This is a genomic window from Candidatus Nealsonbacteria bacterium, from assembly GCA_019923605.1.
Lineage (GTDB): Bacteria > Patescibacteriota > Minisyncoccia > Minisyncoccales > CSSED10-335 > JAHXGM01.
Genome location: JAHXGM010000013.1, coordinates 1 through 20178, shown reverse-complemented (window position 1 = coordinate 20178; position 20178 = coordinate 1). Strand labels below are relative to the sequence as shown.

Below are 20178 nucleotides of genomic sequence, written 5' to 3'. Positions count from 1 at the left end.
CATCAGATATTGTGAAACATTAGGCGAAATTTTCTCGGGCTCGCTTGGCGCAGATACATTTATATAAATCCTAATCGTAATCAAACCAATATGAACCTAAATAAAGATGCTTACGGACAAGAAGTATGGGCATTCTTCCAAGGAAAAGAATCTTACGAAGTCATTGAAAGAGACGATGGCTTTATCGGATTGTCTGGAGGTGCACCGGCTTACTTTGCCGAGTTTAAAGATTGGCCAAAAATTGAAAAACAGGCAATCAAATTAGCCAAAGATAAAATCCTTGATATCGGCGCTGGGGCTGGACGTAATTCTCTCTATCTCCAAAAGAAAGGTTTTGATGTAAGTGCCATAGATAATTCCCCGCTTGCTATCAAAGTTTGTAAAAAACGTGGTGTAAAAAACGCCAAAGTTTTACCTATTGAAAAAATCGGAGCATTCAAGCCAAATACTTTTGATACTGTTATCATGTTTGGCAGCAACTTTGGCTTGTTTGGTAGTTTTAAAAAAGCCAAAACCTTACTCAAAAAACTTCATAAAATAACCAGCCCCAGTGCCTTGATACTCGCTGAAAGCAACGATATCTATAAAACAGACGATCCGGTGCACCTCTCTTATCATAAGTTCAATGAAAAAAGAGGAAGAATGCCCGGGCAGCTTCGCATTAGGATAAGATTCAAAAGATATATAGGAAATTGGTTTGATTACTTATTTGTTTCCAAAGACCAAATGAAAGATATTTTGAAAGGTACTGGTTGGAAAGTCAGAAAGTTTATTGATTCTGATAAATCAATTTACATAGCGGTCATTGAAAAAGAATGAACGCTCGCCCGAGAAAACTCTCCTCGCTTTGCTCGTCGGGGTGCTGCGCTTTCGGGCTAACGCCCTTACCACGCCTAACAAAGGATATACGGTTCAGCCCTCGGCTCGGGCTTCACCCAAATTTTTCTTCCGCTACGCTACAGAAAAACTTCGTAGCATAATGTAGAGCAAAAGTCCGATATTATACATTCAATTCGCATATAAACGAGTTATATGAAATTACCCTCGTGTCAAATCATTTAATTATCAAACCGAAACAGCTTTCGAGGAGGTGGTTGAAAATCTAACCGAAACTTTCTTTTTAACATCGGCTTTTTGATTAATTTTGTGAAGTTCTTTTACTTCTTCTAGTAACTTTTCTTTCAGCTTCTCCCAATATTCCTTGTCATCGGCAATATGAGTACCCTTATTTTTGATATATTCTGAAATCTTATCTCTAATAAGTTTGCTATGCTTCATATTTTCAGACTAATTCCTATGCTCCATGACATTTCTTATATTTCTTACCACTTCCGCAATGACAAGGATCGTTTCTTCCTATGGATTGTTTTTTAGCTTTTGGTTGTACGGTATTATTGGCCCTTAGTTCTATTCCACCTTTTTCTATCGGACTAGGAGCAAAGGAAATGGATTGAACCTTTAATATCATTTCAATAACATCATCTTCCCAAGTCTTTAACATTTTATGAAAAGCTTTACGCCCTTCATTCTTGTATTCAATTAAAGGATCTTGTTGTCCATAGGCTCTTAGTCTAACTGCTTCTCGTATTGCCTGCATGCCTTCTAAGTGTTCTACCCAAAGAGAGTCTAAAACTCTTAGGCTTACAGATTTAGCAATCTCTTTCATTTTCTCTTCTCCTAATTCATCGTACTTCTTATTATAATCATCTAAAATTCCCCTGTCTTCCATAAATGATCGGATATAAGGTTCAATCTTATCATTAACCGCTTTCTCTAGTATATCATCTCGCTTCTTATAAATTACTTCACGATGTTTGTTCATTACGTCGTCGTAATCTAGTAAATGCTTTCTTGCATCAAAATGCATCCCCTCAATCTTAGATTGAGCTGATTCAATAACTCCCGATATCATCTTAGCTTCAATTGGTTGATCCTCGGGCATTTTTAAATAATTAGCTAATGAATTAATTTTGTCTCCACCAAATATTCTTATCAAATCATCTTGAAGAGAAATGAAAAATTGGGTTGATCCAGGATCACCCTGCCTTCCGGATCTTCCACGTAATTGGTTATCTATTCTTCTTGCTTCGTGTCGTTCACTTCCAATAACATGAAGCCCACCCAATTCAAAAACTTTCTTAGCTTCCTCGGGATCGGCCGGATTTCCTCCTAAAACTATATCAACGCCTCTTCCGGCCATATTGGTTGCGACTGTAACTGCTCCTAATTTTCCGGCTTGCGCAATAATCTCTCCTTCTTTTTCGTGACTCTTGGCATTTAAAACTCTATGAGGTATGCCTAATCTTTCTAATAAAGCGGCTAGGAGTTCATTTTTTTCAATAGAAGTGGTTCCAATCAATACCGGCTGTCCTTTTTTACGTCTCTCTCTAACCTCTTCAGTTATCGCCTTAAACTTACTCATCTCAGTTTTGTAGATTTTATCTGGAAGATCGTCTCTGACCATCGGCTTATTAGTTGGAATAATAATTACCTCCAATTTATAAACCTTATCAAATTCTTCGGCTGAAGTAACAGCTGTTCCGGTCATTCCGGACAACTTATCATACATTCTAAAAAGATTTTGAAAAGTAATTGATGCTAATGTCTTTGATTCGGGCTGAACGTAAACTCCTTCTTTTGCTTCAATTGCTTGATGAAGTCCACCTGACCATCTTCTGCCAGGCATCATTCTACCGGTAAATTCATCAACGATAATAATTTCTTCATCTTTGACAACATAATGTCTATCTTTTTCAAATAATGGTTTTTTGGTGGTTGGCACGATAGCTTGTGCTCGTAAAGCCTGCTCTATATGATGAAGATATTTAATACCCTTTTCTTCATAAATATTATCAATGTTTAAAATTTCCTCCACTTTCTCAATTCCCTCTTCGGTTAGAGCAACCGTCTTTTCTTTCTCAAAAACTTCGTAATGTTTTTTCGGCTCAAGACGTGGGATTATCTCTGATATTCCTTTATACATATCAGAGCTCTCAACATCTGGAGCTGATATGATAAGTGGCGTTCTTGCTTCATCAATTAAAATCGAGTCAACTTCATCAATAATTACATATCTAAAACTTCTTTGAGCTTTAACATTAAGGTCATAAGCCATATTATCCTTTAAATAATCAAAGCCGAATTCATTATTGGTACCATAAGTAATATCTGCTGCATAAGCTTCTTTTCTTGTGCAAGGTTTAATAAAATCTTCAACTACCTTAAATCCTCCTAGTGTATCTCTAATCTCATCCCTTTCTTCATTGGTACTAGAAAATTCACGATCATAAACAAAAGATTGTTGGTGATTTATACAACCAGTCGTCATCCCAAGAAAATCATAAATCTGACCCATCCAAACAGAGTCTCTTCGAGCAAGATAATCATTGACGGTCACCACATGAACCCCCTTGCCCTCAAGAGCATTAAGATAAGCTGGAAGAGTAGCTGATAAAGTTTTTCCCTCTCCAGTTCTCATCTCAGCAACTTTTCCTTGATGCAAAACTATTCCTCCGATTAACTGAACATCGTAATGCCTTTGGCCTAAAACTCTCTTTGATGCCTCTCGAACTAAAGCAAAAGCTTCTGGAAGAATATCATCCGTAGTTTCACCTTTTTCTATCCTAATTTTTAGCTCTTTAGTCTTCAACGGAAAGTCAAAATCTTTAAGAGAAGAAACTTCTTTCTCCAAATTGTTTGTTCTATCGACTAAAATTTGAATACTTTTGAGATACTTCTCATTGGGATCCCCGAATATTTTTTTAAAAAAAGACATAATCTATATTAATGTTAATGTTATGGATTATACACCAATTAAAAGATTTTTAAAGATGTGCTCAAAAAACTCTGCTCAATTGATTTGAGTAGAATGTCGCTTCTTTTTTATTTTTTACTAGTAATAGATGTAATTATCTACTGTTTTATCGCTAAAAGATTTGAACCTTCAATAAAACTAAATTTATCAAAAATATCAGTAATAGCTATATCTATATACAAGATCGAAAAAGACGAACTCTACTTGGAAAGAGGATTATAAAAATAAAAAAACACTCCATAAGAGAGTGTTTAACACTTTTATTTTTCTTTATCAAAATTACAAACCTTCCTGTCTTTGCCGACTTCCCCTATTTAATCTTGCTTCTTCTGCAAGTTTAATGTCTTTTTTGGCTTCCTTAACATTTCTTTTCTTAACAGCAAAAGACTTCTCTTTGTAAGATACAATCAGTCTTTGCAATTCATCTTTTATGGCATCAATCGCTTCATCAAGTTTACTGGAAGTAACTTTTGTTATTAAAAGATTTTTACCGGGAATATTTATTTGAGCCTTAGCGAAATACAACCCCTTGGTTGATTCTTTACCGACATCAATAAAGGCCTCTACTCTTTCCTTCCTTTCTTCAATAGGATTATTGGCAAGATCCTCTTCGTCTGGAATAATCTTTTCTAAAAACTTTCCTAAGGGTTGAATTTTTTTCTCTATATAATCGCTAATGGAATCGGTTAATTCCATGTTTTTTGTTTTGATTGTTATTTTCATAAGGTAATTATATCAAAACTTTGGAATCCATACAAGAAGACCCTGCCCCGTTAATAAGGGCAGGGCGAAATAGAATTACTTCTTCTTCTTCTTAGCAGCTGGTTTCTTAGTAACTGTCTTCTTAACAGCTGGTTTTTTCTTTACAGGCATTTTTTTACTCCAAAGAACTTATTCTTTGAAAATTAATTTTCCCTATAATTTCAGGAGGGCAAATAGCCGACCGATTATTTGCAAAAATTAAGTACGTAAGTTAATTTTTCCAGATTTAAAGTCTTTGTCAAGTGTTAATAACTAAAATCCCAAATATTGAATCTCTTCTTCAATTATTATGCCGAATTTATCACTTACTTCTTTCTTGATTAAGTAGATTAATTTTGTTACATCTTCAGATTTTCCCCGTCCAAGATTGATAATAAAGTTAGCATGAATAAGAGAAATCATTACCCTACCAACCTTCTTTCCCTTAAGACCGCACTTGTCAATTAAGAAGGCAGCTGGAATAACATTGTCTTTAATTACTTTTTCAATCTCAGGATTTTTCTCAATCAATGCCTCTCTTTCCTTTTTATTCTTTATTTTATAATTCTTAAAAACACTCCCAGCTGAATATCCCTGTGGCTGTCTTTCTTTTCTATAATTAAAATATTCATTAGATTGTTTTTCAATCTCACTCTTATCTTTTTTATCAAGAGCAATCTCGGCCCTTATAACTACTAAGTGGGAATTCTTTTTAAAAATACTTTCTCTATAGTTAAATTTACATTCCTCGTTTCTAAACTTATTAATTTTTCCACTTTTAGCATTAACTACTTCTACTAGTTTGATATTATCAGCCATTGATTTTCCAAAAGCACCGGCATTACCTCTTATAGCTCCCCCAACAGTACCCGGTATTCCCGCAGCCCATTCAAAACCACTAAGACCATAAGACATGGCAAAATAAACAAGCTTAGCTAAAGAGACTCCGGCCTCAACGATAATCGTTTTCTCTTTTCTAAGCTCCAATTCCTTTCCTTTCATTTTAATTATCACTCCGCGATAACCATTATCAGATATTAAAAGATTGCTTCCTCCTCCAAGGATAAAAAAAGATACTTTGTTTTTAAAAAAATAAGAAAGGGCTTCTTTAAGCTCCGCTACACTATCAACTTCTAAAAAATAATCAGCCTTACCCCCTAATCCAAAAGTAGTATATCTTCCCAAGAGAATATCTTTCTTAATCTTTGGAAAGATTTTTTCTAATTTGATTAATTTGTTATTAGAGGAATTCATAGAAAATTATTCCAAAATATTCATGAATAGCTAAATCAGCATTTCTCAAGTTGCGCGCACTGGGGAAATAACTAATAAGTCCGTAAGAGCTTCTTCTCCTAAAGTCAACGGGGGCTGGAATTGGATTTCCCCCAATTTTTTCAAACTCCCTCATTGCCCTTTTCATATGATAAGCAGAAGTAACCAAAAAGAAAGGTTCTTCGCCAACTATTTCCCTTATATTCCTTACATTCTCCCAAGTATTTCTAGACTTATTCTCAATCGTAATGTTATTAGCTTCAACTCCACGGGCTGTAAAAAATCTCCTAACTGCCACAGCCTCTTCACTTCTGGGATTAAGAGGATCAACACCCGATATGATGACCTGAGTTCTTTGATTAGTTAAATGAACAATTCTTAAAACTTCACTAGACCTTAAAATATCACTTTCTCGCCCACCTAAAAGCAAAACTACTTTATCTGCCGCTTTAATATCTTCAATCTTTATGGTTTGATAATCTCTTTCTAATGGGAAAAGCAATAGGTCACTAACCGGAGCAATTGAAAACAGGTAATACAAACCAACGCCAGTAAGGGCTATTAATCTCCCAACCTTAACGTTCTTTTTACGAAAGCTAAGAAGCAGTCCTCCGAGTATTAATATAAATACAAAAACACTAGGAAGGAGCATTTGTTGAATTATTTCCAAGAATAACATGATAATTAAATTTTAGCAGGGATGACCAAAAAATCAATCTACTTGATAATATCTTGAAAATGGAATACATTGTTAAATCAAAAGGAAATTAAAAAAATTTCTCTCCAATTACAAAGACCGTTAAATAATGACGGTCTTTTTTATTTTTTAAAAGAAGTTATTAATTCTTTTAGGGTCCCGGTATTAATAATATCTTTTTCTTCTGCCCAACCCCTTCTTGCTTGAGCTATACCAAAGCACATTGATTTCATATGTTCTCGATGATGGGCATCGGTATTTATTACCATTTTAACCCCTAACCTTTTAGCCCTGTAGATATTAACGTCATTAAGATCAAGTCTTTCTGGATACGAATTGATTTCTAAAATCGTTCCGGTTCTTTTGGCCGCTTCTATCATTTCATCTATATTTACATTATATTCAGCTCTTCGCTTAAGAATTCTTCCGGTGGGATGGGAAATAATATCAACATGAGGATTCTCCATCGCTTTGATAATTCTTTGAGTAATCTTTTTCTCATTCATTTTAAATCCTGAATGTATACCGGCTATTACAAAATCAAGCTTAGCTAATGCTTCATTGGTAATATCTATTGATCCATCATCTAAAATATTGGCTTCACATCCCTGAAGTATTTTTATTCCTTTTATTTTATTATTAAGTTCATCTATTTCTTTTCTTTGTTCCATTAATTGTTTCTCATCTAATCCATTTTCTATTCTTAAAAACTTGGTATGATCTGCTATTCCAATATATAGATATCCTAATTCAATCGCCCGCTTGGCCATTTCTTCAATTGTATTCTCTCCACCAGTCCAGCTAGAGTGACAATGAAGATCTCCTTTAATATCGTTATAACCAACAATTTGAGGCAATCTTCCTTTTATAGCTAACTCTATTTCTCCTTGATCTTCTCTCATCTCTGGCGGTATCCAGTCCATTCTAAGAATTTTGTAAACCTCTTCTTCAGTCTTTCCGGCAATCCTTTTTTCTCCCTTAAATACTCCATACTCATTAACTTTAAGCCCTCTTTCCATGGCGATTTTTCTAAGTGCAATATTATGTTCTTTAGATCCAGTAAAGTGTTGTAGGGCTGATCCATAACTTTCCGGTAAAACCACCCTAATATCTACATTGAATCCGCCCGCTGTTTTAATTGAAGCCTTGGTTTCTCCCTTACCCCAAACTTTTAACACACCCTTCATTGAAACAAAATGATCCATAATCTTCTTGGGATTATTAGAGGAAACTAAAAGATCAACATCCCCTATGGTTTCTTTCATTCTTCTTAATGATCCGGCGGTACTAATAGTTTCTACTTCTGGAAGTTTTTTTATCTCTTCATAAATCTCATTGGCCTTAGGAAGAATTCTTCCTAAAAGAGACCTTCCTTCAGTCTTTTTCAAAAACTCTATCCCCTCAAGAATATTTTGTTCCGTCTTTTCCCCAAAGCCAAACAAAGGAGCTATTCTATGCTCCTTAGCTGCCTTCTCAAGATCCTTAAGATTCTTAATATTTAGTTCTTGATAAAGGGTTTTAACGGTCTTAGGTCCCATCCCCTCTATCATAGTAAGGTTTTCAATATCTACCGGTATTTTTTTTCTTAACTCCTGAAGATAGCCAATCTTTCCCTTTTTGAGATACTCTTCAATGCGCAATGCAATGTGCTCTCCAATTCCAGAAATCTTCTCTAATTCTTTAGTTCCACCTCTTTTGTAAATAGTTTCAATATCTTCTTCTAAATTTTCCAGTGAATTAGCTGCCTTTTTATAGGCTAAAGGTCTAAAAGGGGTATCATCCATATCAAGAAAATCGGCTATTTCATATAATATGTTGGCGACTTCTTGGTTCTTCATTTTATTGCCTATTCCTATAAAATTATTGATTTAGAATATATTGTTCAAACATTGATTCCCATTCCGGATTAATAGCTAGGGCTCTTTTGGCTACTTCTTCAGTTCTTCCTTTATCAAATAATAACTGATCGACAATCCGAACAGTAATCAAATGAGCTGTAACTGCTAACCACTTTGGTAACGGTTTAGTACAATATGTTGCCTGCATCCCAAAGAATCGCTAAATATTAACAATCTTATCCAATGTCTCTCTGTATCAGTTATCTTATTCCATACACTTACGTACAGGATAAGATAACGATTAGAAAAAATGTCAGAGTATGATAAAGAACATCTTTAAACTGATTTCCTCTGACTTTAAGACACTCAATGTCAATTATGTTGCGTTACACCAAATAATTTTTTAAAGCAAATTCGTATTGTTCAATGAATATTTTCTTAAAAGGTATAATTGAATTTATTTCATAAAATACCAGTGTGGCCTCTTTATACTCTTTCTCATCCACGCTTCGATAAGAAAGGGGTGCACAACTGTTTGCCATAAGTAAAGCGTCCGCCATAATCCTACCGGTTCGCTTGTTCCCGTCCTCAAACGGCTGAATATAACTGATTCCCAAAAGTGCTATCATCGCTTTCGCATAAGGAGTGTTAAAATGGTTAATTGTCTTTACAAGATTGTTCAGTGCTTCTTCTATTTGATAAATATTATCAAGCGGACGATATAAAGATCCGGAAATGCCCACGGGACTTTTTCTCAATCCAAATCCTACTCCCAAATCTTTCATCAGCAGTTTGTGCGTTTCTTCTAAGTTTTTCCTTGTAACCGTTTTAAAAATATTTTTGTTCTCATATGCCGACTGAAAAGCCTCTTTATGGTTTAATATCATTTGTGTCTCCTCCTTTGTTTTTCCTTCGGCTTTTTTGTTTCTCAAAATAAGTTTTTCAGTATCAAGAAGGGTATACGTATTTCCTTCTATTTTTGAAGACTTCCAAGAAAGCTCGATTATGATACGTTCCAGTTCTTTTTTTCTGATTGTGAGAGAGGCTTTTTTTACCTTTTTTCTGTATTCCACAGTAAAATCCTCCATATTCTTTATCTCTTCTTTGAGGAAAATTTCTTTAGGAAAAGAAGAAAACAAATCAAAATTATATCCATCCAGCCCGTATCTTTTATCCGGCTCGGTGGAAAGATATTCCTTGGTGTTAATTTCATAAAAGATTCTTCCAAGCGAAGTAGCCTGATAATTTGTGGATCTTCCCGATCCGAAAACCGTCAAAAGTCCTTTGTCAGCCATCTCTGAAAGAATTCTTTTTACAGTAACAAGAGATACGTCCTCTTTGTCTTTCAAAACACTATGAATATCCGATGACCGCATAGATTTACCCCTAATCAGTATAGTGACAATATTTTGCTCTCTTTTGTTTGGTTTAAACATTTTTTCGTATCATTTATACCATTGAATCGTATCATTTTGATATGATTATCGATTGTAACAAAGAATATAACACCACCAAATCTTAGACTCGCAGGAAAAGTCATTCGACCTACCTTAAAAGTAATTATATCATAAATTAAATGGGAGACAATCTGTTTTGACAAGCATTGTGTCCTTTCTGTATTATAGGATATTAGAGCGAATGATTAATATTTTTTATATAGCTACGGTTAAATCATTTAATGTGGGCGTTCATTTTCGTGATTTTGAAAATAGATAAGAAAAATTTCCTTAGCCGTGTTTTAAAACTTAAAACCAACGGCGTATTAAATTATCTAAAATCTAACCGTAGAGGTGTCGATTAAATCATTTAATTTCTAACCGAAATTAATTACAGTAGATTGTTGGTATTCTTCGAGCTGACTTATTAAAATTTCTTTTAATTTCTTTTCTTGAATATCCATAATTTAAGCAGGGTTAAAACGATATATATTCTAATTTGAGCAGGGATGAAAAGAAAAACAAACCTGACTTTATTTATCTACCTTAAAAGTACAAATTACTATGATTGTCTATAACAACAAAGACACATTCTTCTTCACTCAAAAATTTATAAATAGCCCTTAGATCCCCTGATATATTGATACTCCGATAATCAACATATTTTCCTTTCAAAGAATGGTTATTAAGCCGAGGATCAAATGGATTTTCTAAAAATAATTCTAATCTTTCTTGCGTCTTTCGCTGCTCTCTTTTCCTCAATCTTTTATATTGCTTTTCAAAATTTTTATGAAATTGAATTTTCATAAAGAATTTACAAAGAAGCAAAATATTTTTTAAGCTTCTTTTGAGAGGAAAGAGAAGGGGAAATATTTTTATTTCTCTGAATATCAAATTCTATTTTGCCTAAAAGATTCTCCAACCTCGGAGACATCTTTGGAACAACGCTAACGCAAAGCTCTTTGCTTCTAATAAACTGCCTCAAATGAGCGTTAATAACCGCAGTCAAAGAAAAACCCATCTCCTTGGCAAGCTTTTGCGCATTATTCTTTATTTCCTTTTCAGTTTTAATATTGATTACTGTTTTCATATATCTAAAGTATATATAATGGCTAATAGATGTCAATAGTTAATATGTTTTATCTATTTTAACAAACAGAACCTTATTTTTTACGAAGGAACTGGGAATAATTTGAGCAGGGTTAAAACGATATATATTCTAATTTGAGCAGGGATGAATTTAAAGTCAAAGAATATATTATTTACGACTCCCGACCTCATTAATTTAAATTTCCACTTATGACTTTCCAATCTCGGCTTTTATGAATTTAAGAACTTCTTCTTTCAAATATTTCCTCATTTTAGAAAATTTTTCATAATCATTTATTTATCCTGTACATTTTTGTACAGGATAACATAACGTATCTAAAAGTGTGCCCAATATTTTCCTAAACTATTTCACTTTACTACCTTGCTAAAACTAAAAATATCGGTTTTCTTGATAACTATCTTAAAGATATTTTCAATAAAATCGCCTCCGGCGTAACCAGCAATTAGAGCAAAACTTAATGGTAATTCTTCTATTCCCATAATCGCTATTCCCATATCACTTATTATCCAAGCACAAATCATTCCAATAAAGCCAGAAAAAATGACTGTGCCAGAAAAATATATTGGCCTTATTTCAACATCTTTATATGACTGGGTATATTTTATTACTCCCATAGTTCCCCTTAACACTCCTCCCAAAAACCCAAAAAAGAAAAAAATCATATTTTTATTTTTTATAATTAAAATTAATTCTACCAAGAGCAATATTATGTACTCTAAAATAATTTCTAACAAAAATATTGTAAAAAAGATTCTTCATTTTTTCTGACCTATTAATCATGGTAATTTGACTAATTAAGAAAATGTATTTTTTAAAAAGCCATATTTTCTCCCCGAATCGTTGAAATTCCGTTCTCACAATTATTTCGCCACTCATTAAAACATCTGAAAAATTATCTTTAGTCAGTCTTTGATTGACCTTAGTGGCCGCAAGACCAACTTGAGCTGGCATATGGCTATCCGATCCGGCAGTTAAGAATAAAGAAATTCCGCTGTTATCTTCCTTTGTTTTCATTATCATATTTCTTAACTTTTGAGGGTCCGAACCATTTCCTGATTCCAGTCCATCAACAATTTCAAGTCCTCTCTTTATTTTTTCAGGATTACCAAGGTTATTTTTTATCCATCCATGTTCGCTTCTAAATGGATGAGCCAAAACAGCGAAACCTCCTTGATCTTTTGCTATAGAAACTGCTTCTTCTAAAATTAATCCTTGAGGCATTTCTTCTGTAATGAAGTATAATAGGAGATGGCCCCCTCCCTTCAAGGTTAATTCGTTTCCGGGAATTATTTCAATTCCATCAATATTAAGTGGTCCCTTGTAAGTCTTGTTGTGATCAGTAATGGCAATACCGTCCAATCCTCTAATCTTGGCAACTTCAACTAAAGATTTCAACTTAGCAATAGAATCCCTTGAATCAACTGTATGGCAATGAAGATCGTAAAAGTATTGTTCCATTTTATTCAAGATTACATATCATTTGCTCTCTAAGATCAGAAAAATATATATTAGCTCTGATTGGACCCATTGCCCGTGGTGCAACTTGATGATAACCAAAAATTATTTCTAAACGATTATCTTTGATGACAAACTTACTGTAATTTCTAGACAATGGTTCTACTCCACTCTCAAAAAAAGAATCCCCTAATTTATTAGAAAGTTGTCCCTTAACATATTCGGAAAGAAAGATGAAATCATCAAAACAATCAGTTATTTCAATCTTTCTCATTCTTTCCATATCATAATTAAAGGAAATGTAATCAATGATTGGACGAGGTGCTCCAAGATAAGCGCTATGGATTATAAATTCAACGCTAAATATTTTTCCGTCATTTCGGGCAAGGACATAGTCAACGTTTAATTCAGAGCTATCTAACCCAAAATCATTAGCTATGGGCAAAACGGCAAGTTCTTTAAACTCAGAAAGAATAATGTCAATAATTAATTCTATTTCCCGATTAACCCGGTTAAAATCATCATTTGTGAAATAGGGATAAGAAATATTTACCCTATACATTAATTCTTCATTTTCTTCATATATATTTCTTTCTTCTAAGGAAAAGTCTATTAAAGATTCTTCTGTTATTTCTTCTAAGTGTGGGGCTATCACGTCTTCAGACGATCTAAAAAAGAAAAACCACAACAAAAAAGTTGCTGTTAGAAAAAATAATGTAATTTTAATTATTTTATTCATATTACTACCTTAAAGCTTCTATGAAGTAATTCTGTCCTCTGGCAATATGGATTATTTCATTACCTTCTGAATCAAAAAGATTGGTCTCAAGAAATCCAATATGAGTCATTCCCAGTCTTGTTCCCGGAATAGCCTCAACAACAATCTCAGCCATTATCCCTCCATAACGATTAAGGGGAACTCTGGTTCTTCTTTCAATTCCAATAATAATTACTCCCTCTTCATGACCGATGTCATAATTAAATTCAGTTTGTACTCCTTCCTGAAAAAAGAGAGCACCTTTTTTCACATCAACAATCCTAACTTTACTGGGATCATAGCTCAGTTTGAGAAAAATTGATTCTAAGTTAAGATCCATTCCTCCGGATAGAATCCCTATCTTGGTTAATTCTCCAACACGGATATGGGCTTCGTCTGACTCTAAAGGAAGTAAATTAATAGTTGAATCAACTCTTACCGGAAGCTCAACTATCTTTGAATTACCCGTATCATCTATTAATAGGGTCCAAAGATTGTATTCTCCAGCTGAAGCTATCATAAACGGATTAAGAGAACACTCCCAAGATTGGTTTCTGATTTCTGCCTCACAAAGATTTAACGGTTCATTACCTAAATTACCCCCTTTCATTCCGCTGGATATTTTAACCAATCGGTCTGAGCTAAATCTTCCTGAAATGGTTAATGGTTCAGTTAAAGAAGCTCCCTCTTTGGGGAAAATGACTTCTAAGAAGTTATCCTCTCTTGCACTAATTAATCCTAGTAATATCTGGTCATAATATTTGTTACCATCACTATCTTCTGCTCTAGCAGTTAAGACATATATCCCTGAAAGATAGTCTGACGGAACAATTTTTTGAAACCACCTGTTATTTCTTTTTCCATTATTACTAAGTGGTATTTTTATCACCTCGTGCCAATCGGGATAATTTATGTAATCAGAGGCCTTTATTAAATATATCTCAAAATCAACTATTGAAAGATCCCTTTCCAAAAGAACTACTTCCGTCATTTGTGAACTTCGATAAAAATCATTGGCTTTTGGTCCAACAATAGATATCGCTGTGTCTTTTCTCAATTCAATTAATTCTTGGTATTTCTCAAGCTCCCCTTTATAAAAAGAGATGTCTACTTCTTCCGATGAAAGCATCGCCCTTATGGAAAAAAAAACTAAAAGCAGTAAAAGAAATCCTAGAACAAAAAACTTGATATTTTTGCGTTTAAAATCGTCTTCTTTCATATCAGAGAATCAGCATGCCTGAAATATTTTTAATGAATTGGCTTGTCATGTACTATAATTCCTTTGATTTTTGCTGAATATATTTCTTCATTTCTTCAGAAAGATCATCCCTCCTAAGAGCAAAATCAACATTGGCTTTAATATAGTCTAACTTGTTGCCTGCATCATAGTATTTTCCGTTCTTTATCTCACAAGCATAGACCGGATAACCGCTATCAATCAACCTCTCAATGGCCCCGGTGAGCCAAAATTCACCTGATTTACCGGGATGAAGACGTTCAATTAGAGGAAATATCCTGCCAGGAAGAATGTACGCCCCATGAGCCGCTAAATTAGAAGGTGCCTCTCCGGGAGCCGGCTTCTCAACAATCTTTTTAATTTTAAAAACTCCCCCTTCTACCTCTTCAATATCAGCAATACCATATCTGCTCGGATCATCAACTCTGACCGCTGAAATTACCGCACCGCCATATTTATTATAGACATCAATCATTTGCTTCAATCTTGGTGGGTTGGCATAGATAAATTCATCTCCCCACATAACAACAAAGTCCTCGTCTTCATTAATCAGGCTCTTGGCACAAAGAACTGGAGTAGCATTACCATAAGGGCCTTTCTGACGGATGTATATAAAGTTAGCCATTCCGGCAATTTTCTGAACTTCTTGAAGCTCTTTGTCTTTTCCGTTTTTTTCTAAATTAGCTTCAAGCTGAAAGGAATAATCGAAATAGTCTTCAATAGTTTTCTTTTGCCAACTAGTAACTATAATAACATCAGTTATGCCCGAGGCAACAGCTTCATCAACCACATACTGAATCACTGGACGATCAATGATTGGAAGCATTTCTTTGGGAACTGATTTTGTGACCGGAAGAAAGCGAGTTCCAAGACCAGCGGCTGGAATTACTACCTTAGTTATTTTTCTCTTGTTGTTTTCCATAATATTATTCCTTATAAGTTATTATAAATTCATCGTAATCGTCACCTTTAGCGGTGCATTTTACTTCCCTAATTTCTAATTTATCTTTAGTGGTTAATTGGGTCATACCTAGCATATAGCCAGCATTATAAATACAAGCAATCGGATGGATCTTGTACCCTTTAATCCTCAAGGTGTAGCTCTTCCCCCTCTCCATCTCAGCTGATTCAAGATCTCCAAAGTCATAGTTCTGATTCCAATACTTGCGAGCCTGATTGAAAAGTTTTTCTGGCGAAACAAAGAGTTGCAACATTGTTCTGACTAAAAGAGAAAATTTAACGATGTTGAATCCTAATTCAAAAACATCTTCATCGGTCCAGTTAAAGGCCTCTTTGGCTGCAAGAACAATCATTGGCTCATAGAAGGCTGGGTACCAATGAAAAGGCATGATATCGCTTCCTTTAAAAGAAAAACCAATCTCTTTTGTCATTTTCTCTACTTTAGCCACCCCCTCATCACCTTCCTTTATTTTTATGTACTTGAAATAGGAACGAAGAAGTTCTCCCTTAACATTCCCTTTTGTTTCAGATATGGCTTGAATTTCATCTTTCAAGCTTTTTTTATCTGTTACTTCCATGTTATTAAATATTCGTGATGTGAATCGCCCCTATGTGTGCATTTCACTTCTTTTAAATCAATATCTTTTCCGTTTATTAAGAAATGAGCCATAGTTCTAAAATATCCCCGATGGCAAGCACAGGCCAAAGGATGAAAATTATACCCTTTTACCATTACTTTTAAAGATTTTTCAACTTCATTACTTTCCACTTCCAAAAATCCAAAACCAAAGTGTTGGCTCCAGTACCTAGAGCCTTCTTTGACAATCTTGGAAAAAGGTACAAACTTCACAAAAATTCTAACAACTGAAGATATTTTTGCTGAATCCTCACCCATCTTTTCAATATCTTCTTCGCTCCATCCAAGCATATCTCTTAAAAGAACATATACAGAAACAATGTGAGCCTCTTTGTATTCCTCAAAGGGACGAATGCTTTTGAAATCAATAGGGTGACCAAGCTTTGCCAAAGCTTCCTCTATTTTATCTAAACTTTCTTGACCAGCCTTTCTTCTAATGTATTCTAAATCGGCAAGAATAACGGCTCCTTTAGTATTCCCGGGAATCTCCATTATCTTATTTATTTCTTCGTTCATACGATTATTATATCACAATAATGATAAAATTACCTTGAAAGTTGATTCATTTTTTCCCTTGTCTTCTGGCCAACAAATCCAGTCCCAGAAGTCAACCCAAGTGGTGTTAAAACTTCAGAAGCATATTTCTCCTGAAAACGAATAACGGCCATTCTGGTTAAAGAAAGAAATCTGCCGGTTACCAGTCCCTCTGGATAAACACCTGGACCTTGGTCTCTTAATATTTGTTGCAAGCATCTGACTTGATCAGGATTAGAAACTCCAACAAAAAGATTAACGGTTAAAGAACAAGACTGGTTGTTTCTCCTTGCTAATAATAATCCTCTAAGCCTTTCAACCTCTTGAGTTAATGTCTGAATGGTATTTAAAAGCTCTTGAAGAGTTGGGTCTGGTATATTTTCAACAAATTCAGTTACAATAGTCCAGTTATAGAAGATGTTTGCTTCAGATCCGTTAAATCCACTCATTTTATGCTGAACTGAAGGCATAATGGTCAAAGAAAAGTATTTATCTCCAAAGTCTTCAATTTCAATAACTGACCTTCCGTCATTTTTAATTTCAGCAAAATATACCGAACAATTACTTTCAGTAACACATAACAGATACGGCATTCGGTAATTCTGGTTGTCTTCAAGAGAAAAATCTAACCTTAAATTCCCCTTACCCCCTACAAATCGATGCCAATTACCAGCCCAATTCTTAGTAGCACTCCTTGAAGATAGTGAGCTCCCATGTTCAGTGGGTAGGAAAGTAGTTGAAGGAACAATCCTTAAATCAATTAAATTATTGTTCTTGAAACAATACTTTGATCCCAAGGAGCAGTCATTTACTAAAACAGCTATTGTCCAATCAGTGAAAATATCAGAAAAGTTTTCCACAAACCCATTCTTCTTTAAGGCAAAGTTAATACTTTCAATCCCTGTTTTATTAGACTTTAAAGAATCAGAAAGAATATCTACTCCGTAATGATCAACTAAGTACTGAGTAAAGACATTTACAATTCCATAATCTCCGGACCTATTAAGCCATTCGGTTAAAGAGAAATGAGAATTATTAATAAAGGCATTCTTTCTTCTTAAAATATTGTTGGCTGCTTTACTATCATAATTTAAAAAGGTTGATGCATATTCAGCTCTTGCTTCATTGAGCCAAATTTCTTCTTGAATGTTATGATTCTTTTCTTTTTGAGCCATGGTTATCACGTGCATAAATTCATGAGCCAAAAACCCTTTTATAAAAGCAGAGTCAATAAAATTTGAATTAATATATATTAAATTCTTTTGATTAGAACGAGGAGCCTGAAAGACAGTGAAAAAATCTCCGGTATTAACATAACCGCCGATATTAGCTTTCATTCGATGAAAAAGAACACTGGTCCTACCGCTTCGGTCAACTGGATGAATTGGATCAAGTCCAAACTCAGAAGTCAAAAGCGGATAAATTCTATTCTCAAACTCATTGCTTAAAATACTCATACTATTTAACAAATCGGATCTTCTGGAATTGGTTAAGCCATGCCACCAATTACTTTCAACATAAAAGTTAATCCTATTGGTAATTCTTTGCAGTATTGCAGATAGCTGTGAACGACTATTAAGGTCGTGAGAACTCTCCACATTAAAATTAGTAATAGACCCTTCAACTAACGCATAAGTGGGAGTTGAGGAAAGGGAAAAAACCAATAAAGATAGAAGTAATATTTTTATTGCCCGGTTATAAATAATTTTCATAATAATCATATTACTATTTATTTTAATTTATTTCAACAAATGTGCAAGAAAAACCCGACTCAAGCGTATGCGATCGTTTTAGAATGGCAAAAAAGCAACGCATACGGTTAGCCAGATCACGGAGGATTAAAAAAAGAGAGTAGGTTGATGCTCTGATGCGATTTGTTAATGCCAAACTCAACAACAATTTATCGGGAGTTATGGACGCAAAATTACAATTAATTAACTGTCAATTATGTTCCTTGGCTTGAACAACTGGTTAGCTTGATAGCCATAGCTCCCCTTTCTCTTCTCTGACAAGATTTTCAAAAAACTCTTTCATTTTTTCTTCTGATATGCTTTTCACGAGCCAATTAATCGGCTCTTTCTCAAGATCGTCAGTATACAATAGCTGTTCAAGAAATAGGCGGTCATTAAACGCTTCGCCGTATATTTGTTTAGCATCTTTTATTATCATGCTAAGCGAGACCAAATTTTTAGAAAGAATAACATATAAATCAGCGTAATCTTTAAGCGATTGCCTGCGGCCTAGGGTATACGCTTTCATAGAAGCAATATCGCGAACGCTCGCAAGCGGCACTATATCGGTTGACACCGTCTTATCCAACAACGGAAACGGATAATACAGGAAAGTTACCTTTACTCCCGAAATCAGCACTGTTAATTCACCCGCGGTTTTAACAGACGGTGCGACTGCTGTCCCAAATTTTTCTTCAACTGTTTGAATCAACGTTTTTTTTATCGGTGCGTTAAAAAAGAAATCCAAATCAAAGGACTGACGATGACCGACTTGAAAAGCGAGAGCCGTGCCACCCGCAAGATAACAGTTATCCAAAAAACCGCACTTCTCCCATAAGGCCCTAGTGTTATTATTTAACGCCTCTTGGTGCATAATTCCATGAATTGAAATTAAAAATTATCTCCGCAAGTTTTCGCGTTTTGGGATTAATTTCCGTGACTTGGATATGAGATAAAACATCACGAATCTGTTCGTCTCCGTAAAACGAGCTAATCCACCTCCAATGCTCCATAGTGCCATAATTCAAGGCTTGTTTAATCACTGTTTTCTTAATTGCCATTGGGTCGCACTTATTAAAATCATAAGACCATAGCAATGATTTAAATATAGCCGGAAGAGTTGTCATCATTTTGTTATTATAACACAAATTATTTACTAACGCTAATTATTTACTAACACTGATTTATGCTGATAACTTTTAACTATGGATAAATCTCTTAATAACTAATTTTTACGGTTAATAAGAAAGTCCAACTTGTATTCTAAACCTTTAAATTGTTTTTCATCTTCTTTTGTTAGAAACGACTTGGATTTTAATTCTATAACAATGGATTCATTGATAATTATATCGGGGGAATAAGAGCCGATTTTCTCGTTATTATATGTCTATTTTTTGATTTTTCAGAGACAGCCCCTAGCTAACCAGCTCTTTTATCAGAGCCCGCTCAATAATTTTTTCCTTTATGCTTCCGCCGATAACATTATAACTATTAAAGCAGGCATCAACTTTGTTCATCGCTCCTAATTATATCAGTATTTTAATATCAGTATCGATCAGCTATATCAGCATAAATCAGCGATGGAACAATTCTATGATCGTTAAATAATGTAAGATGGACTTGCTGGGGCAGTATTCTTGCAGTCATTGCGTAAAAAACCCCAAAATTTTCTTGCGGATTTTTGCCATTTTCTGCTGATTAACGCCAAGTTCTTTTATCTCTTTTGTTTTTTTGACCAATTCAATTAAAAAATCATTATAATTTTCAAGGTGAAAAATTCGCGTATAATCAAGACATCTTTGCCAATTAAATTCCGGCAAAAACAATAAACTAAAAATATCCAATTCGTCTTTTTGCCCTTTAGCAGACCCGCGCCGAGCACTCCATGCGTACAATTTCAATATCAACAAAATTTCAATTTCCGGAATTAAAAAACCTTCGCGGCTGATTGTTTTCTCT

At 34.4% G+C, this 20178-nt stretch carries 22 protein-coding genes and 1 pseudogene; 2 read left to right on the top strand and 21 right to left on the bottom strand.

Annotated elements, in window-relative coordinates:
- Positions 1-90 precede the first annotated feature (90 nt).
- Positions 91-819: a class I SAM-dependent methyltransferase gene (locus KY054_02570; protein MBZ1356631.1), complete on the top strand. Its 729-nt coding sequence runs from the start codon at positions 91-93 to the stop codon at positions 817-819.
- A 246-nt stretch (positions 820-1065) separates the two neighbouring features.
- Here KY054_02570 and KY054_02565 read toward each other — a convergent pair whose 3' ends face one another.
- Both KY054_02565 and secA read right to left on the bottom strand, forming a co-directional pair.
- Entirely contained in the window at positions 1066-1278 is a 213-nt protein-coding gene (locus tag KY054_02565) for a hypothetical protein (protein ID MBZ1356630.1), read from the bottom strand.
- A 16-nt stretch (positions 1279-1294) separates the two neighbouring features.
- Complete coding sequence (secA, locus tag KY054_02560) at positions 1295-3775, bottom strand: preprotein translocase subunit SecA (protein ID MBZ1356629.1); 2481 nt, start codon at positions 3773-3775, stop codon at positions 1295-1297.
- Between the two features lie 57 nt (positions 3776-3832).
- Between secA and KY054_02555 the strand changes: the two genes are divergently transcribed.
- Complete coding sequence (locus KY054_02555; GenBank protein ID MBZ1356628.1) at positions 3833-4036, top strand: hypothetical protein; 204 nt, start codon at positions 3833-3835, stop codon at positions 4034-4036.
- Between the two features lie 57 nt (positions 4037-4093).
- On the opposite strand, the gene raiA is transcribed toward KY054_02555, so the two are convergent.
- The 19 genes and pseudogenes from raiA to KY054_02460 all read right to left on the bottom strand — a co-directional run.
- The gene (raiA, locus tag KY054_02550; GenBank protein MBZ1356627.1) at positions 4094-4537 is read right to left on the bottom strand and encodes a ribosome-associated translation inhibitor RaiA; all 444 of its coding nucleotides are present in this window, start codon (positions 4535-4537) and stop codon (positions 4094-4096) included.
- A 291-nt stretch (positions 4538-4828) separates the two neighbouring features.
- Positions 4829-5809: a UDP-N-acetylmuramate dehydrogenase gene (murB, locus tag KY054_02545; protein ID MBZ1356626.1), complete on the bottom strand. Its 981-nt coding sequence runs from the start codon at positions 5807-5809 to the stop codon at positions 4829-4831.
- The gene (locus tag KY054_02540; GenBank protein MBZ1356625.1) at positions 5796-6506 is read right to left on the bottom strand and encodes a YdcF family protein; all 711 of its coding nucleotides are present in this window, start codon (positions 6504-6506) and stop codon (positions 5796-5798) included. Before KY054_02540 ends, murB begins: the two co-directional genes overlap by 14 nt.
- A gap of 140 nt (positions 6507-6646) precedes the next feature.
- Positions 6647-8362, bottom strand: coding sequence for a DNA polymerase/3'-5' exonuclease PolX (polX, locus tag KY054_02535; GenBank protein ID MBZ1356624.1), 1716 nt, complete (start codon positions 8360-8362; stop codon positions 6647-6649).
- 22 nt (positions 8363-8384) lie between these two features.
- Positions 8385-8570 (bottom strand): hypothetical protein, encoded by a 186-nt coding sequence (locus tag KY054_02530; GenBank protein ID MBZ1356623.1) that lies wholly within the window; start codon positions 8568-8570, stop codon positions 8385-8387.
- 178 nt (positions 8571-8748) lie between these two features.
- Positions 8749-9798 carry a Fic family protein gene (locus KY054_02525; GenBank protein MBZ1356622.1) on the bottom strand — a complete coding sequence of 350 codons (1050 nt, stop codon included), beginning with the start codon at positions 9796-9798 and terminating at the stop codon, positions 8749-8751.
- Positions 9799-10344: 546 nt separating this feature from the next.
- Positions 10345-10605, bottom strand: coding sequence for a type II toxin-antitoxin system mRNA interferase toxin, RelE/StbE family (locus KY054_02520; protein MBZ1356621.1), 261 nt, complete (start codon positions 10603-10605; stop codon positions 10345-10347).
- 7 nt (positions 10606-10612) lie between these two features.
- Positions 10613-10888 (bottom strand): hypothetical protein, encoded by a 276-nt coding sequence (locus KY054_02515; GenBank protein ID MBZ1356620.1) that lies wholly within the window; start codon positions 10886-10888, stop codon positions 10613-10615.
- A gap of 368 nt (positions 10889-11256) precedes the next feature.
- Positions 11257-11571 (bottom strand): hypothetical protein, encoded by a 315-nt coding sequence (locus tag KY054_02510; protein ID MBZ1356619.1) that lies wholly within the window; start codon positions 11569-11571, stop codon positions 11257-11259.
- Between the two features lie 4 nt (positions 11572-11575).
- Complete coding sequence (locus KY054_02505; protein MBZ1356618.1) at positions 11576-12367, bottom strand: PHP domain-containing protein; 792 nt, start codon at positions 12365-12367, stop codon at positions 11576-11578.
- Position 12368: 1 nt separating this feature from the next.
- Positions 12369-13103, bottom strand: coding sequence for an RsiV family protein (locus tag KY054_02500; GenBank protein MBZ1356617.1), 735 nt, complete (start codon positions 13101-13103; stop codon positions 12369-12371).
- Positions 13104-13107: 4 nt separating this feature from the next.
- Positions 13108-14340: a hypothetical protein gene (locus KY054_02495; protein ID MBZ1356616.1), complete on the bottom strand. Its 1233-nt coding sequence runs from the start codon at positions 14338-14340 to the stop codon at positions 13108-13110.
- 52 nt (positions 14341-14392) lie between these two features.
- Entirely contained in the window at positions 14393-15280 is an 888-nt protein-coding gene (locus KY054_02490; protein ID MBZ1356615.1) for a UTP--glucose-1-phosphate uridylyltransferase, read from the bottom strand.
- Between the two features lie 4 nt (positions 15281-15284).
- Positions 15285-15896 carry a hypothetical protein gene (locus KY054_02485; protein ID MBZ1356614.1) on the bottom strand — a complete coding sequence of 204 codons (612 nt, stop codon included), beginning with the start codon at positions 15894-15896 and terminating at the stop codon, positions 15285-15287.
- Complete coding sequence (locus KY054_02480; protein MBZ1356613.1) at positions 15887-16471, bottom strand: hypothetical protein; 585 nt, start codon at positions 16469-16471, stop codon at positions 15887-15889. Before KY054_02480 ends, KY054_02485 begins: the two co-directional genes overlap by 10 nt.
- A gap of 29 nt (positions 16472-16500) precedes the next feature.
- On the bottom strand, positions 16501-18201 hold the full coding sequence (locus KY054_02475) for a peptidoglycan-binding protein (GenBank protein ID MBZ1356612.1): 1701 nt from the start codon (positions 18199-18201) through the stop codon (positions 16501-16503).
- A gap of 259 nt (positions 18202-18460) precedes the next feature.
- Positions 18461-19093: a nucleotidyl transferase AbiEii/AbiGii toxin family protein gene (locus tag KY054_02470; protein MBZ1356611.1), complete on the bottom strand. Its 633-nt coding sequence runs from the start codon at positions 19091-19093 to the stop codon at positions 18461-18463.
- A 351-nt stretch (positions 19094-19444) separates the two neighbouring features.
- Positions 19445-19603, bottom strand: a pseudogene (locus KY054_02465) (GxxExxY protein).
- 259 nt (positions 19604-19862) lie between these two features.
- Positions 19863-20178 (bottom strand): hypothetical protein (locus KY054_02460; GenBank protein ID MBZ1356610.1); only part of this gene is annotated, 316 nt, incomplete at its 5' end.

Excerpts from the sequence above, each read along its gene's own strand:
- KY054_02570 (MBZ1356631.1), top strand. The coding sequence starts at position 91 with ATGAACCTAAATAAAGATGCTTACGGACAAGAAGTATGGGCATTCTTC.
- KY054_02565 (MBZ1356630.1), bottom strand. The coding sequence starts at position 1,278 with ATGAAGCATAGCAAACTTATTAGAGATAAGATTTCAGAATATATCAAA.
- secA (MBZ1356629.1), bottom strand. The coding sequence starts at position 3,775 with ATGTCTTTTTTTAAAAAAATATTCGGGGATCCCAATGAGAAGTATCTC.
- raiA (MBZ1356627.1), bottom strand. The coding sequence starts at position 4,537 with ATGAAAATAACAATCAAAACAAAAAACATGGAATTAACCGATTCCATT.
- murB (MBZ1356626.1), bottom strand. The coding sequence starts at position 5,809 with ATGAATTCCTCTAATAACAAATTAATCAAATTAGAAAAAATCTTTCCA.
- KY054_02540 (MBZ1356625.1), bottom strand. The coding sequence starts at position 6,506 with ATGTTATTCTTGGAAATAATTCAACAAATGCTCCTTCCTAGTGTTTTT.
- polX (MBZ1356624.1), bottom strand. The coding sequence starts at position 8,362 with ATGAAGAACCAAGAAGTCGCCAACATATTATATGAAATAGCCGATTTT.
- KY054_02530 (MBZ1356623.1), bottom strand. The coding sequence starts at position 8,570 with ATGCAGGCAACATATTGTACTAAACCGTTACCAAAGTGGTTAGCAGTT.
- KY054_02525 (MBZ1356622.1), bottom strand. The coding sequence starts at position 9,798 with ATGTTTAAACCAAACAAAAGAGAGCAAAATATTGTCACTATACTGATT.
- KY054_02520 (MBZ1356621.1), bottom strand. The coding sequence starts at position 10,605 with ATGAAAATTCAATTTCATAAAAATTTTGAAAAGCAATATAAAAGATTG.
- KY054_02515 (MBZ1356620.1), bottom strand. The coding sequence starts at position 10,888 with ATGAAAACAGTAATCAATATTAAAACTGAAAAGGAAATAAAGAATAAT.
- KY054_02510 (MBZ1356619.1), bottom strand. The coding sequence starts at position 11,571 with ATGATTTTTTTCTTTTTTGGGTTTTTGGGAGGAGTGTTAAGGGGAACT.
- KY054_02505 (MBZ1356618.1), bottom strand. The coding sequence starts at position 12,367 with ATGGAACAATACTTTTACGATCTTCATTGCCATACAGTTGATTCAAGG.
- KY054_02500 (MBZ1356617.1), bottom strand. The coding sequence starts at position 13,103 with ATGAATAAAATAATTAAAATTACATTATTTTTTCTAACAGCAACTTTT.
- KY054_02495 (MBZ1356616.1), bottom strand. The coding sequence starts at position 14,340 with ATGAAAGAAGACGATTTTAAACGCAAAAATATCAAGTTTTTTGTTCTA.
- KY054_02490 (MBZ1356615.1), bottom strand. The coding sequence starts at position 15,280 with ATGGAAAACAACAAGAGAAAAATAACTAAGGTAGTAATTCCAGCCGCT.
- KY054_02485 (MBZ1356614.1), bottom strand. The coding sequence starts at position 15,896 with ATGGAAGTAACAGATAAAAAAAGCTTGAAAGATGAAATTCAAGCCATA.
- KY054_02480 (MBZ1356613.1), bottom strand. The coding sequence starts at position 16,471 with ATGAACGAAGAAATAAATAAGATAATGGAGATTCCCGGGAATACTAAA.
- KY054_02475 (MBZ1356612.1), bottom strand. The coding sequence starts at position 18,201 with ATGAAAATTATTTATAACCGGGCAATAAAAATATTACTTCTATCTTTA.
- KY054_02470 (MBZ1356611.1), bottom strand. The coding sequence starts at position 19,093 with ATGCACCAAGAGGCGTTAAATAATAACACTAGGGCCTTATGGGAGAAG.